10 protein-coding genes are annotated in these 14,640 nt (G+C 50.9%); 9 read left to right on the forward strand and 1 reads right to left on the reverse strand.

Going from position 1 to position 14,640, the window contains the following annotated elements:
• Window positions 1–74: 74 nt before the first annotated feature.
• Window positions 75–1,607 carry a sigma-54 interaction domain-containing protein gene (locus BUB38_RS06005; protein WP_073158517.1) on the forward strand — a complete coding sequence of 511 codons (1,533 nt, stop codon included), beginning with the start codon at window positions 75–77 and terminating at the stop codon, window positions 1,605–1,607.
• Between the two features lie 47 nt (window positions 1,608–1,654).
• Here BUB38_RS06005 and BUB38_RS06010 read toward each other — a convergent pair whose 3' ends face one another.
• Window positions 1,655–2,284, reverse strand: a complete 630-nt coding sequence (locus BUB38_RS06010) for an outer membrane beta-barrel protein (RefSeq protein WP_158535463.1) — start codon at window positions 2,282–2,284, stop codon at window positions 1,655–1,657.
• Between the two features lie 260 nt (window positions 2,285–2,544).
• Between BUB38_RS06010 and tyrS the strand changes: the two genes are divergently transcribed.
• The 8 genes from tyrS (at window position 2,545) to BUB38_RS06050 (ending at window position 14,483) form a co-directional block, all read left to right on the forward strand.
• Window positions 2,545–3,762 (forward strand): tyrosine--tRNA ligase, encoded by a 1,218-nt coding sequence (tyrS, locus tag BUB38_RS06015; RefSeq protein ID WP_073158523.1) that lies wholly within the window; start codon window positions 2,545–2,547, stop codon window positions 3,760–3,762.
• Window positions 3,763–3,783: 21 nt separating this feature from the next.
• Window positions 3,784–4,740, forward strand: a complete 957-nt coding sequence (locus BUB38_RS06020; protein WP_073158526.1) for a 1-phosphofructokinase family hexose kinase — start codon at window positions 3,784–3,786, stop codon at window positions 4,738–4,740.
• Window positions 4,741–4,742: 2 nt separating this feature from the next.
• Window positions 4,743–5,426 carry a phosphorylase family protein gene (locus BUB38_RS06025; RefSeq protein WP_073158528.1) on the forward strand — a complete coding sequence of 228 codons (684 nt, stop codon included), beginning with the start codon at window positions 4,743–4,745 and terminating at the stop codon, window positions 5,424–5,426.
• Between the two features lie 108 nt (window positions 5,427–5,534).
• Window positions 5,535–6,329, forward strand: a complete 795-nt coding sequence (locus BUB38_RS06030; protein WP_073158921.1) for a 1,4-dihydroxy-6-naphthoate synthase — start codon at window positions 5,535–5,537, stop codon at window positions 6,327–6,329.
• Between the two features lie 124 nt (window positions 6,330–6,453).
• A complete protein-coding gene (locus BUB38_RS06035) occupies window positions 6,454–6,654 on the forward strand; it encodes a hypothetical protein (protein WP_073158531.1) in 201 nt (66 codons plus the stop codon).
• Between the two features lie 187 nt (window positions 6,655–6,841).
• On the forward strand, window positions 6,842–8,359 hold the full coding sequence (locus BUB38_RS06040; protein ID WP_249269423.1) for an OmpA family protein: 1,518 nt from the start codon (window positions 6,842–6,844) through the stop codon (window positions 8,357–8,359).
• An 11-nt stretch (window positions 8,360–8,370) separates the two neighbouring features.
• Window positions 8,371–10,611, forward strand: coding sequence for a tetratricopeptide repeat protein (locus BUB38_RS06045; protein WP_249269422.1), 2,241 nt, complete (start codon window positions 8,371–8,373; stop codon window positions 10,609–10,611).
• A gap of 50 nt (window positions 10,612–10,661) precedes the next feature.
• Window positions 10,662–14,483 (forward strand): tetratricopeptide repeat protein, encoded by a 3,822-nt coding sequence (locus BUB38_RS06050; protein ID WP_249269421.1) that lies wholly within the window; start codon window positions 10,662–10,664, stop codon window positions 14,481–14,483.
• The last annotated feature ends 157 nt before the right edge of the window (window positions 14,484–14,640 follow it).

Below are 14,640 nucleotides of genomic sequence, written 5' to 3' on the forward strand. Positions count from 1 at the left end.
GTAGACAGTGGTTAGTAGGAAGTAGACAGTGATGTCATCCTGAGCGAAGCGAAGGATCCAGCGAAAACTACTAGATGGAAAAACTACAACAAAGTAAGATTCAAGAACTGGAGCTGCTCTACAAGATCAGCTCCATTTTGAACCAGAGTCTGGACTTCGAGAATGTGGCTCATCCCATTCTTGAAGTGTTGGAGTCTACCATGGGTGTGCAGCATGCCACCCTTACTTTGTATAATCGCCATACCGGCGAAATCTCCATTGAAATTGCAGAAGGCCTTTCCAGCCGCCAGGCCCGTAAGGGTCGCTATAAGGTGGGTGAAGGCGTCACTGGCCGCGTGGTGGAAACTGGTAAGCCGGTCATCATTCCCTCTGTGGGTAAGGATCCCAACTTCCTTGACCGTACTGGTCGTGGTAAGGATGAAAACCGTGCTTTCCTTTGCGTTCCCGTGATCATGGAACATGAGGTCATTGGTGCCTTGAGTGCCGACGTCCAGGATCCTGTGGAAGAACAGCTTCCCGAAAAACTTCGCCTTCTGGAAATTATCGCCCAGATGTTGGCCGCGGCTGTTAAATTGCGTCGTCAGGCTCGCGAAGAAAACGAAATCCTGAAGGCGGAAAACGAACGTTTGACTATGGAGCTTAAGGACCGCTTCCAGCCCGACAATATCATCGGGCGCTCCAGCGAAATGCAGCGCGTCTATGCCCAGATCGACCAGGTTTCCAAGAACCCCCTTCCCGTATTGATCGTGGGGGAGGTGGGTACCGGCAAGGGCCTCGTGGCTGAAGCTATCCATTACCGCTCTGACCGCAACACTCATCCCTACATCCGCGTCCACTGCGCCTCCATGCCGGAGTCTGTGCTGGACCGTGAACTTTTCGGAAGCGAGCGTGGCGCCTTGGTTGGCGTGCTTACGGAAACTCCGGGCCGCGTGGAGCAGGCTGATGGTGGAACTCTCTTTCTGGATGAAGTGGCGGAGCTTTCTCCCAACCTTCAGGTGAAACTTTTGCGCCTTCTGCAGGACGGCGAAATGGAACGTGTGGGAGCCCGTTTTTCCAAGAAGGTGGATGTCCGCATTATTGCTGCTACCACCAAGAATCTCCAGCAGATGGTGGCCGACGGCACTTTCCGTTCAGACCTTTACTACCAGCTCCACATTTCGCCTATCTACGTTCCTGCTCTGCATAACCGCAAGACGGATATCGTCCTTCTGGCAGACCACTTTGTGGAACATTACTGCCGTATTGTAGGTAAGAACGTGCGCCGTCTGGCCCGCACTACCATCAATATGCTCATGAGCTACCCCTGGCCCGGAAACGTCCGTGAACTGGAAAACGCCATTGAACGCGCCGTCCTCGTGACTGATGAAGACGTTATCTACCCGCACCATTTTCCCACTACGCTGCAGACTGCGGAAACTTCCGGCACCCAGGTGTCCGGCAACCTGAAGCTGATGGTGGAAGCCTACGAACGCGATATTATTTGCGACGCCCTCAAGAGTTCCAAGGGCAAGATGGCCGCAGCCGCCCGCAGCCTCTCCACAACGCCCCGCATTCTTACATACAAAATAAAACAGCTGGGCATCGACCTAGCTGCATTTACCCGATAAAAAGACCTCCTTTGGGGAGGTCCTTGTAATTTTTTATCGTAGAAACATTAGTTCCAAGTTGCGGTAAGCCTTGCGGATATACCGATGGAAGATTCAGTTGCGTCGCCAAGATTAGTTTCTCTGCCGTACAGAATAGCGGCCGTTGCGCCGATACCCCAGTTTTCGCTGATCCACCATTCCTTGCCGCCGGCCAGCTGGAGAGCGAAGCCACTGCGGGAGTAATCGTCTGGATTCCCCTGGACATTGGCCTGGAATGTGGGAATGTCATCACATACGCGGAACTGTCCGACGCCGATAGACGCAGATGCTAAGTAGTTGCCCGGGAAATAGTATGTAGCACCGATGCCGAGGATGGAAAGGTTTGTCTTAAAATCCTTGAATTCGTCATCCTCGTTAAAATCTTCAAGATCGTAAATCGTGGATGTGGGGGTGTTGCCAGCAAGGGTCAAGTGAAGGGCGAGGTTGTTTGTTAAGGAAAAACCGATTTTTATATCAATGTCTGTTGCTAGCCCCGATTGACTGGTTGTTTCGTCATCATAATCACCAAGGACAAAATCAATGCTCTGGAAACCCAGTCCCATTGCAAAACTCAGAAAAAATCCGTCATGGGTGTGGGGTGCAGAAGCCGCAAAAGTGGACGCCGCAGCAAGAGCGAGTATAGACAAACTCTTTTTCAAGGTAATCCTCCTAAAATTGAACAACGTAAAAGATAAAAAAGAGTAATAGTAGATTGTTATTTTTTTGTAAACTTTTGTTAATCTTTGGTAAGGCGCCTTCCGTGGACCTTTCTCCTGTCTACTACCTACTACCTACTTCCTACTAATTTCTATCTTTCCTCGTAGAAAATGAAAATTCACTCTTTTTCCATGGGCTTTAGTTGATTGATGGCTAGCATTTCCTAACCACCAATCACTAACCACTAACCACTGAGAAAATTATGCAATTCCGTCCTGTTAAAGAACAGCTTGATATTTTGATGCGCGGCGTGATCGACATCGTCCCGCAGGATGAACTCGAAAAGAAACTCCAGAAGTCCTATGAAACTGGCGTTCCTCTCCGCATTAAGATGGGTGTTGACCCCACTGCACCGGACGTCCATTTCGGCCATACTGTCGTGATGCGCAAGCTCCGTCAGTTCCAGGACTTGGGCCATACCGTTGTTCTTATCGTTGGTGACTACACCGCTCAGATTGGTGACCCCAGCGGCCGTAACAAGGCCCGTCCCCGTCTCACTCACGAGCAGGTTCTTGAAAACGCCAAGGAATACCAGGAACAGTTCTTCAAGGTAGTGCGCCGCGACCAGGTGGAAATCCACTACAACGGCGAATGGTTCTCTAAGCTGGACTTCAGCAAGGTGACCGAACTCATGGGCCAGTTCACTGTAGCCCAGATGCTTGAACGCGAAGACTTCCACAACCGCTACACCGCAAACACCCCCATCAGCCTTCACGAATTCATGTACCCCATGATGCAGGGCTACGATTCCGTCGCCATCAAGTCCGACGTGGAACTGGGCGGTACCGACCAGAAGTTCAACGTACTTCGCGGTCGCGACCTTCAGATTTTCGAAGGCATGGAACCCCAGATCGGTCTCTTCATGCCCATCCTCCTTGGTACCGACGGCAAGGTCAAGATGTCCAAGTCCATCGGTAACTACGTGGGCCTCAACGAAGCCCCGGACGTTATGTACCACAAGATCTACAGCCTGGCCGACAGCATCGTTGAAAACTGGTTCGAACTCTTGACCGAAATCCCCATGGAAGAAATCAAGCAGATGATGGCAGACGTTGCTTCCGGCAAGATGAATCCTAACGAAGCAAAGCATCGCCTGGCTATTGACATCGTCACCCAGTACTACGGCGCCGAAGCCGCGGTCGCTGCCGCCGCCAAGGAAAAGGAAGTCCACAGCGGTAACGCCATTCCTAGCGACGCTGCAGAATGCTCTGTAGCAGCCGGTTCCTACGGCGCTCTCGACCTCCTCGTTGAAGTCAAGGCCTTTGCCTCCAAGGGTGAAGCCCGCCGCATGGTCCAGAACGGTGGCGTCAAGATTGGCGGTGAAAAACTTGCTGACCCCCAGGCCCAGATTGAAATCAAGGGCGGTGACCAGATGGTTATCCAGGTGGGTAAGCGTAAGTTCTACAAGGTGAACTTCTAAGGGTGTTTTAAGGGTTTGGGTATGGCTCAAGAAATTCTCATCCTCGGTTTGAATCCCGCCTGGCAGCGCTTGTTCTTCCTGGACAAGTTTACTCCTGGCGAGGTACATCGTATTTCCAAGGTAGAGGAATACGCCTCGGGCAAGGGCATCAACTGTGGCCGCGTCCTGCAGCTGCTGGGCGGTTCGGCTCTTCTGATGCATTTCCTTGGCGACCAGAACGGTTCGCACATCTTTGATGAACTTTCCGCTTGCGGTGTTCAGCAGGCCCCGGTGTGGATCAAGGAACCGACCCGAATCTGTACCACCATCGTCAGTGCTGGTGAATCTACGGAGCTGATTGAGCCCTCTCCCGTTCTGACCGAATCCGAGAACGATGATTTCCTGCAGAACCTGAACGACTACTGGGACTCCACCCAGCGTGTGGCCCTTTGTGGAACGTTCCCCAAGGGCTTTGATGTCAATAAGATCAATTCCCTGGATTTTACCGGCAAAAAAATTTTTGTGGATGCCGTAGAAGACATCGATGCCTGGCTTGCCAAGGGCGTGGAACTGCTGAAGATCAACATGCAGGAATACTGCAAGTTGTGCGAACGAATGGGAATTCCCCTGGTCATGTCCAGCCCCCAGTTCTGGAAGATGTCCGCCACGGCGGTTTTGGAACGTCTGCCGATCAAGAACCTTGTGGTTACGGATGAGGAATCTCCGGTACGAGCCTTCAGACTTTTAGAAGGAAAGTTCCAGGGAGTCCAGATCCAGCCGCCTACAATTCAGGTCAAGAACAGCGTTGGTGCAGGTGATTCCTTCTTTGCCGGTTGGCTGTACGCAGATACCCAGGGCATGTCTTTCGAAGACAGTCTGGTTCTTGCCACCGCAGTCGCCGCAGCCCGTTGCGAAACGGATCGTCCCTGGAATCTTAAGCTGGAACGTGTGTCGGAACTGCAGGCGTCCCTGGCCGAAGCCGTAGAAAAACTGGAGTGATTATGGAAAAGCCCGCCTTTGAAAATGTACCCTTGTTTGCCTTTGCTACAGCTATGGAATTTTCGGCGGTCTTCCCCAAGGCGTCCGCAGAATATCCCGACGCTGTCAATAAGCTGATCCCTATCGATGAATTTCCCGGCGGTGCCTACGCCTGCGTACTTGACGTCGGTGCCCTGGATTTTTCTGTTGGTCTGACAAGCATCCTCCTTGAGTGTAGACAAACTAACATTGCCATTTCTGCAGTAGTCAACGTCGGTATTTGTGGCGCATATCCGAACCGTTGTCTGAACCTTCTTGACGTGGTCCGTGTCGACGAAGACTTGCTGGGCGATTACGGCTGCGAGGAACAGGACGGTTCCTTTAGTTCCTGGGCGAAAGCTCGTCACGCCGCTTCTCCCAAACAGGCTCCGGAATCCATCCGCAACATTGTTTCCAGCCTGAAATCTGTCAGAGGCGCAACCGTAAATTGCTGCACCGGTACGGAATGTACCTCCATTTTGCGTTCCCAGAAACTGGATTGCGACGTAGAGTCCATGGAAGGCATCGCCTGTTTCGCGGTCTGCGAAAAATTCCAGATTCCCGCTTTCCAGATCCGCGCCGTTAGCAACTTTGCCACATCCCGTGACAAGAGCCAGTGGAAATCCAGGGAAGCCCTAGAAAAACTGCGCGCAACCATTTTAGCGTAAAGCGAAAAGGTTGAAGCGAAACGGCTAAAGGGGGTTCGCAGGATGGAAACGCTAGCTGTTTAATTAGTAATTCATATCTTGTATCTCGTCTCTCACCCCTCATCTCTTATGCGACTTTCTCTCGGAATTTCTTCCTGCCCCAATGACACCTACATTTACGAAGCCCTGGTAAAGGGCCTTGAAGGTTCCCCTTTTGACTGGGACGTCCATTTTGCCGATGTCCAGACCCTGAACGAAATGGTCCGCCGTGGCGAACTGGACGTGGCCAAGGTGAGCGCCCAGGTTTACCCCAAGGTGGAAAAGGATTATGTCTGCCTGGGCTGTGGCGGCGCTATCGGCTATGGATGCGGACCTCTGCTCCTTTCCGCAGTGGGGGAGTCCTTTGACGATTCCCTGCCGGTAACCTTGCCCGGTTGCGACACCACGGCCGCCTTGCTGTTCCGTTTCTGGCATTCCCGAACCCGGAACGTCCCCGCAGACCTGCGATACGCCCTATTCGACCAAGTCTATCGTTCCTTGCGCTCCAAGGAGGCTCCTCAGGGCGTTGTCATCCACGAACATCGTTTTACCTGGAAAAGGGACGGTCTGTTCCTGTTGCAGGATCTTGGTGCCTTCTGGGAACAGGAAACTGGAACCCCGATCCCCCTGGGAATTGCGCTGGCGCGAAGGGAACTCGGACCCGAGACCGTTAAACTGGTTGAAAGTGAAATCCGGAAGAGTCTGCAAATGGCCCGCTCCCGTGATACGCTCATCACCGATTTTATCAGCGAAAAGGCTCAGATCGAGGACGATTCTGTCATGGAAGCCCACATCAGGATGTTTGTCAATGACTTCTCCGAAAATGTCGGGGAACGCGGCCAGGCCGCCCTGGATCATTTGTGGACGTTGGTACGTGGTTTATAAGTTGTTGAAGGGTTTCGTTTTATTGTAATATTATGTTAATGTGAACTTAATTTTACAAAATGGCGAATTTTTAGAAAAAACTTTAATTATTTTCCCTACAGCATCTTTTTTTTGGAGTTTGCTTATGAGTTTAGTGAACGATCTTGAACAGGAAGTCGAGAACTTTAAGCGCGAGTACGAGAAGTTCCAGCGCGGCAATAAGTCCGCTGGTACAAGAGCTCGTAAAGTGTTGCAGGACATAAAGAAAACCTGCCAAGAGATTCGCGTCTCCATCCAGGGGGCGAAGAAGGACGGCGAAAAGGACGAACCGGAAGCCGACGATTGACCTGGGAAAACTTCAAATGCGACCACTATCACAATATTTTTACGATAATTTTGCCCATTTTTGCGAAAATCGTTTGACTAATGGCGTTTTTGAAGGTATATTCCCATTTGAATTTTATACTTGCCCCATTGGGGGTAGTATAGATGCATGAATTTTATGTGTTCTATGATTGGAGAAACGTAGCAGTATGACCCTAAAGAAACTGGTCTTGATCACGGCCGGGGCTATGCTCTTGACTGGAACCGCCATGGCAAAGAATATCAACGTGCCTGGCGACTACCAGAAGATTGCAGACGCACTCGGTAATGCAGATGCCGGGGATACCATCCTCGTCAAACGCGGTACTTACAACGAAAACATCACCTTGGTGATGGGCGTTGTGCTTAAGGGCGAGGACCCGCTCACTACCATCATCGATGGTGGCCGTCGCGGTCCGACCGTCATGGGTACTTCTGGCGCCGAAATGTCTCACTTCACTGTGAAGAACGGCCTCGAAGGTATTCTGTGCGAAAACGCAGCCCCCTACATTCATCACTGCTACGTGATGGATAACAAGGCAACCGGTATCGGTGCTTTCATTTCCCTCCCGCATCTTCGTAATAACGTGGTGTACGGCAACCGCTGGTCCGGCATTCTGGCCTGGGGTGCTAAGTCCCTCGACGCTTATATCGAACAGAACGTTGTGCTCCGTAACGGCTACTCCGGTCTCGCTCTCAAGGGCCCGACCAACGTGATTGCCCGCAACAACATCTTCATGGAAAACCACTACTACGGTGTGTTCGCCGACCCCGCTGCCGGCCAGACCAAGGTGGAATACAACAACATCTACAAGAACTACTATCCGTTCAACCAGTTCATCAAGGTGAACCGCACTAACGTTTCCTTGGATCCGAAGTTCATGAATCCTTCGCTCTCCAAGCCGAACTTCTACTGCCAGTCCACCTCTCCGATGCTGAAGCGCGGTAAGGGCAAGCTGGACATCGGTCTGACTGCTGCCGAACTGGTGAAGGAAGAAGAAGCTGTTGAAGAAACTCGTAATCCGGATACCGATGGCGATGGCCTCTGCGATCCGTGGGTTTCCGAAGAAGGCTTCTCCGACAAGTATGCTTCTGTCTGCACCGGCCTCGACAACTGCCCCGAAGAAGCTGAAGACTTCGACGGCTTCCAGGACGACGATGGCTGCCCGGATGCAGATAACGACCGCGACGGTCTCTGCGACCCGTGGGTAGAAGCTAAGGGTATGCTGGCCAACTTCGCTCACGTCTGTAAGGGCGTTGACCTCTGCCCCGAACAGGCTGAAACTCTCAACAGCTACAAGGACGAAGATGGTTGCCCGGATGAAGTTCCCCAGCCGCCTAAGAAGGTGTTCGTCCTTGAAGGTGTTAACTTCGAATCTGGTAAGGCTACGATTACTCCGGATTCCTACATCTCTCTGATGAAGGTTGTCGACATTATGGAAACCTTCACCGAAGCAACGTTTGAAATCGTCGGTCATACAGATAACGTTGGTAACAAAGACAAGAACAAGCAGCTTTCCGCAGATCGCGCTGCCGCCGTTAAGAACTTCCTTGTAGAAAAGGGTATTAACGAAAGCCGTATGGTCACCGACGGTATGGGTGACACCAAGCCTGTCGCATCCAACAAGACACCGGAAGGTCGTGCTCAGAACCGTCGTATCGAGTTCATCCGCACGGATATTAAGTAAAGGAGTAAGTGATGCGTTCTAGTTTTATTAAAACCGCAGTCCTCGGACTCACAGTAGCCAGCACTTCTCTGTTTGCAGAAGCCACTTATTCTCCGCATAAGTATCAGCAGAATGACTGGTTTGCAGAATTCGGTGGCAATACCGCCATGTACGTCAACCCGGCAGGAATTGCAGAAACTGAACAGCTGGAATTCAGCGCAGCTTTCTTCAGCTCCATCAGTGGTGAAGCTTCTCAGGAATACGTCAGCTTGACCTTCCCCATGGATTACAAGCACACTTTGGGCCTGTCTTTCTTCGAAAACGGTGCTTCCATTGATGGCGGTAAGTCCTATGGTGAATACTCCTGGTTGCTCGGCTATGCTTACAACCTGATGCAGTGTGTTGCTCTGGGTATCGACGTTTCCGTTCTTTACATCAACCAGTTCGACGATGTCAAGCACTTGACCGTCGGTGCTGACGTGGGTGTTAGCTGGAATCCCCTTGCTTCTTCTAAGTATGGCTACCTCTTGGTAGGTGTGGCCCTGCAGAACCTGGCTCAGCCGGGCATCAGCATGGAAGAAGATGGTGGCAGCTTCGTCGCTCCGGGTTTCTTCGGTGGCGATCGCGATGATGCCTACAACATCCCCAGCAACCTGAACCTTTCCTTCTTCTACCGCGGTCTCAACCGCTCTCTCGAAGCGAAGGCTGAAATTTCCCTCATCGACGTGTTCCACTCCGATACCGAAGGTGGTGACGGTGTGAACCCGGAAATGAGCTTCACCTTGACTTATTACCTGTCCTCTCATCTCGGTGTCCGCCTCCGCTTTACTAAGGAAGGCTACCCGGTTGCAGGTGCCACCGTTAACGTTAAGGATGTTAGCATCTTCCGTTACCTGGCTTTGGATCTGGAAATGTCTCACGATGACCTCTATGCCAAGAAGAATCGTGGTTTCATCTGGGCCGTGAAGATTACTTCTCGCTTCGGTGACACCCGCGAAGAAAAGATTGGTGAAGAACGTTATCGCCGCTTGAAGATCGAACCTGAAAACGACTACCGTGCAGCAATGCGTCTCTACTTGAACCGTCAGTTCCTCGAAGCTGCTTATGCTTTCGGTAAGGTTCAGACCAAGTACCCCGCATTCCACCTTGTTGACCAGGCTGCTTTCTACAAGGCAAAGTCCTTTGAAAACCTCCGTATGCACAAGGCTGCAAAGTCTGTGTACGAAGACGCTATCAAGCGCTATCCGCAGAGTGACCAACGCGCCAAGTACCACTTCCAGTTGATGAACATCGACTATAAGGAAGGCAAGTACACTGACGCTATGGCTAAGTATCAGGCAATTGCTCAGAAGTTCGGTGAAAGCGACGTTAAGGCTGACGCTGACTACGTTGCAGGCCAGATCAAGTTCGAACAGGGTCTCTATCAGGAATCTGTCGACCTGCTCGCTGCAATTCTTCCGGGTAACGCCAACTACTTCTATGCTCGCTATACCATGGGTATCGCATACAGCCGTCTCGGCAAGTTCGACGAAGCTGAAAACTGCTTCCGCGACATTACCGAACAGCCGGTTTCCAACCAGTCTGAACGCGACCTGCAGGATGCTGCTCGTGTGAAGCTCGGCCACTTGTTCTTCTCTGGCGAAAAGGCTGACATCGGTGCTGCTGCTCAGATGTATGGTCAGGTCCAGCCCGGTTCTCCGGTGTACGACGAAGCTATGCTCGGCATTGCATGGTCCTTCCTCAAGGTTAACAAGCCGAATGAAGCTATGAAGCCCGCTCAGTGGATCGTCAGCAACCTCCCGGAATCCTTCCTGGTTTCTGAAGCCTACCTCGTGATTGGTTACTGCCACTTCATGAAGAAGGACTACAACGGTGCTGTCAAGGCTCTCGAACAGGCTGAAAAGCGCACTGAACAGCCGGTTGTTTCTGTGGCTGCCCGTGATAGCGCTCGCCAGGCATACGAAGCTATGCAGGATGATTTCGACTCTGTGCAGGTTAAGGCTCTTGACCTCGCTCGCCAGCTGCCCACTCCCCGTGTGGAAAGCAAGCGTGAAGCTCTCAAGCCCAGCTTTGATAAGGCTAATGCAGCTATCGAAGACTACGCTGCATTCAACCAGAGAGCAATCCAGAGTGACCGCTTCGAATCCAACCGTAAGCGTATTCTTGATGATGCTGGCTTTACTTTGGCAACCGTTAAGACCAAGATGGGTCAGGGTGCTGGTGTATCTCAGGAAGCTCAGCAGGAACTTGATGAACTGGAGGACCTGGAGTAATCCGGGTTCTTCCCTTTTCTATGATGATATCATAGGTGGATAAGAGAACGATGAAAAAACTTTTGCTTGTTTCAGCAATTATTTGCTCCCTTGCTGGAAATTCCATTGCAGCATCTGATCCTTGTAAGGAAAAGACCGCCGAAGCAAAAAAGATGATGGCCAAGTGTAAGTCCATTGGTAAGGGCAACTCTGGCTACGAACAGTGTGCAAGTTCCTACAAGGTTATTAAGAACCAGGCAGCTCAGGCTTGCCGTTCTGGTGGCCTTGATGAAGACGGTATGCGTCAGGCTATCGCTCAGTGGGAAAAACAGGTTAATAACTGTAAGGGTAAGCAGAATGCCCGTTGCGCTTCTGCTCTCCAGCAGTTGGGTCATTACCAGTTCCAGTTGGAAGAAAAGCTCTTCCTGGACAAAAATGCCCAGTATGAAGAAGATGTTGCATGGTGCGCAGACCGCGATAACAAGCCGGCTAAGTGCGCTAACATCGATCAGCTCCCCAAGGCCGACCACCAGAAGTCCTTGGGTTACTTCCTGGAATACATCGACAAGTATCCCAACGAAAGCAAGACCCCGACCGTGATTTACCAGGCTGCTGCAGTGCAGGAAGCTTCTGGCGAAGACGACAAGGCTTACAAGCTTCGTATGCGTCTTGTTGAAAAGTTCCCGGATAACGGTCTCGTTCCGAAGGCTTGGCTCCGTATTGCGGAATACCACTTCATGAACCGTAAGTTCCGTGACGCTATCAATGCTTATAAGAAGGTGACTGGCTTCGACAACCTGACCGGTAAGGAAGCCGCACTTGCCATGTACCACTTGGCAGAATCTTACTATAACACTGCAGAATACGAAACTGCAGCTATCAAGTACTTTGAATACATCATTGGCGCTGACAAGGGTAAATACCCTGCTGACTTGCGCGCAGAAGCTATGGACTTCATGGCAGCCTCCTTCTCTGACTTGGAAGGTGGTGGTGTCCAGGAAGCTGAAGCTTTCTTGAAGGACAAGAAGGTTCCGTTCAAGGATTCCGTCTACTACCGTATCGGTATGAAGAATAAGGACCATGACCGTAACGAAGAAGCTGTCCAGTCCTTCAAGCGCTTGATGAGCATCAACCCCGACTATATCGACGCTCCTCTGGCTGACATCGCTATGATCGAAATCTTGATCATCCAGCAGAAGTTTGAAGAAGCTCAGAAGCATCGTTACACTGTCGTGAAGCGTTATGACCGTAACTCTTCCTGGTACAAGAAGAACCAGAAGTATCCGGAATCTGTGAAGAACGCTGAAACTGCAATCCGTGGCGCTATGCTCGACATTCCGCAGTACCACCACGCTCGCGCTGCTAAGCTCACTAAGGAAGGTGACTTGGAAGCCGGTAAGAAGCAGTATGCAGAAGCTATCAAGGCTTACGAAGCATTCTTGGCTCGCTACAAGAAGGAACCGACCTGGGATGAATACAAGGTCCACATCAACTTGGCCCTCGTTTACCAGGAAATGGCTCAGTATGCTAACGCTGCTAAGATGTTCAACTGGATCGTTGACACTGATACTACCCGTTATGGCCGTCGTCCCATGGGTTCTGAAGCTCTCCTGAAGAAGGAAGAAGCAGCCTATAACGCCGTGCTCATGATGGATCAGTCTCGCGAAACTGCCAAGAAGAACAAGTATGGCGATGACGCTGTCAAGGCTTACAAGTCCGAAGAAACCAAGGCTTACTTCGCTCAGGTGGATAAGTACATGGCTAAGTTCGGTCAGTACAAGGAAGCCGCAGAACTCGCTTACAACGCATCTATCGTTCATTATGATGCAAAGCAGTTCAAGACTGCAGTTGTGGTGCTCCGCGATCTGAAGCAGAAGTTCCCCAACCATCAGTACATCTTGCTCATCAGCCGTATGTTGGCTCAGTCCCTCCTGGAATCCAGCCAGCTGGATGACGCTCTGAAGGAATTCGAATGGCTCTTTGTTCAGTACACCAAGGTCAAGGAAACCAGAAATGACTCCATGGCCAAGGAAATCGAAAAGGCTATCGCTTACGTTCTCTTCCAGATGGCTGAACAGAGTGTAAAGCAGGGTCAGTTCGAAAAGGGTGCTCAGGCTTACCTGGCTCTCGTGAAGCGCTACCCGCTCATCGACATTGCTGATAAGGCTGTGTTCGAAGCTGCAGTTGCATATGAATCCGCAAAGCAGTTCACCAAGGCTTCTGAAACCTTCATGATGCTGCCCAAGCAGTATGCTTCTTCTCCGCTCACCATTAAGGGCATTGTCCGTGCTGGTGACGCTTACAAGAAGGAAGCTGCAACTAAGAAGAACGACAAGAAGTACTACGATCAGATGTACCGTAATGCCGCTCAGACCTATTTGTTCATCACCAACAACTTCCCGCAGGATTCCATGGCATTCATGGCTATCGGTTCTGCTGCTCAGGTCTATGACTCCATCGCTGATAAGAAGTCCGCTGCTGTCACCTACGAAATCGCCTACAAGCGTTATCCGAAGGATGAACGTACTCCGGGTTACCTCTATAGCGCATGCTTGAGCTATGACGAAGCCAAGATGGTTGATGAAGCTATCCGTTGTAACAAGGACCTGGTCCGTGATTACCCGAAGAGCTCCTACGCTCTGGATGCAGCATTCTCTATCCCCATGGCTTATGCTAACGCAAAGAAGTGGGATCTGGCTGCTAAGGAATACCACACCTTCATCAAGCTGTACACCGAAGACAAGGAAAAGCTGATTGCTGCTTACATCGGTGCCGCTCGTGCTTACATGGAACTGAAGGAAGAAGACAAGGCCATTGCTGACTACGATGCAACTTTGAAGAACTACGATAAGTTCGGTCTTCAGATCAAGAACGCTGATCCGGGTGTTCCTGCTGAAGCTGCCTACTACCTCGGTGAACATGAATACAAGAAGATGGAACCCATCGTCCTGAAGGGTAAGGATAAGGAAAAGGCTAAGATCATCAAGCAGCTGGTGGACATCCTCCAGAAGGCTATGGGTCACTACTCCAAGTCTGCAACCTACGCATCTGAACGCTGGACCTTCCGTGCTACCAACCGTATGGGTATGCTCTTCGTCACCATGGCTGCTAAGATCCGTGAACAGGAACTGAACGGCAAGAAGGAAGACGAACGCTTTGCAGAACGTATCGGTATTGTTCAGCAGCTGCCCAGCTACTACGAACAGGCACGTCCCATCTTCCAGAAGAACATCGACCTCGCTCGCGACCAGGGCTTCTACAACCAGGACGTGATCGAAGCTGAAGAAGGCTATATCGAAATGTACTACCAGGGTTGCGCAGTCTTCGTTGAAGTTGCCGATGCCTTTGCTAACTCTCCGCTCCCGGACTCCGCCTCCATCGTGAAGGAATACGTGGAATACGAAGGTATGGCTAAGGAAGACGCTGTTGAAGCTGTGCATGAAGACCTCGAAGCATACCGTGAAGAACTGAATACCCGTTCTGAAGGTGCTAAGGATCTTGCTAAGCCCCAGTGCGCTACCGGTATTAAGGCCTCTGCCCACTATGGTATCGACAACCAGTGGACTGCCAAGCTGTTCGAATTGCTCAAGAGCCTCGACGAAAACGACGAAGCTCTCAACACCAAGATCGAAAAGTTTGACCCGTCTACTCTGTTCTCTGATCCTGCCTACTTCAAGACCAAGGCTCGTATCGAACAGATTTCCAAGTCCGAAGTCATGACTCCGGAAGAACAGATTGCTACTTACCGCGATATCATCAAGGAAGCTAAGGCTGAAAGAGAAAAGCTGATGGCTGAACTTGCTGAATTGAAGAAGAAGCTTTCTCCGGTTCCGACGACTACCGGTGCTGGTGCTGCTGCAGGTGCTGCTGACGCTGACGAAGCCGGCTACTAGCGGTAAAAACAAATTTACGGGGAACCTTGTTCATAGGGTTCCCCCTATTTTATTTGAGAAAAATGGCGTTTTTTACTCGGTAAACTAAGTTTTACCCAATTATTGTCCCATATTTCTCAAAAAAAATTAAATATGAACAAAGATTTTTCAAAATAAA

It is taken from the genome of Fibrobacter sp. UWH5 (assembly GCF_900142505.1).
Classification (GTDB): domain Bacteria; phylum Fibrobacterota; class Fibrobacteria; order Fibrobacterales; family Fibrobacteraceae; genus Fibrobacter.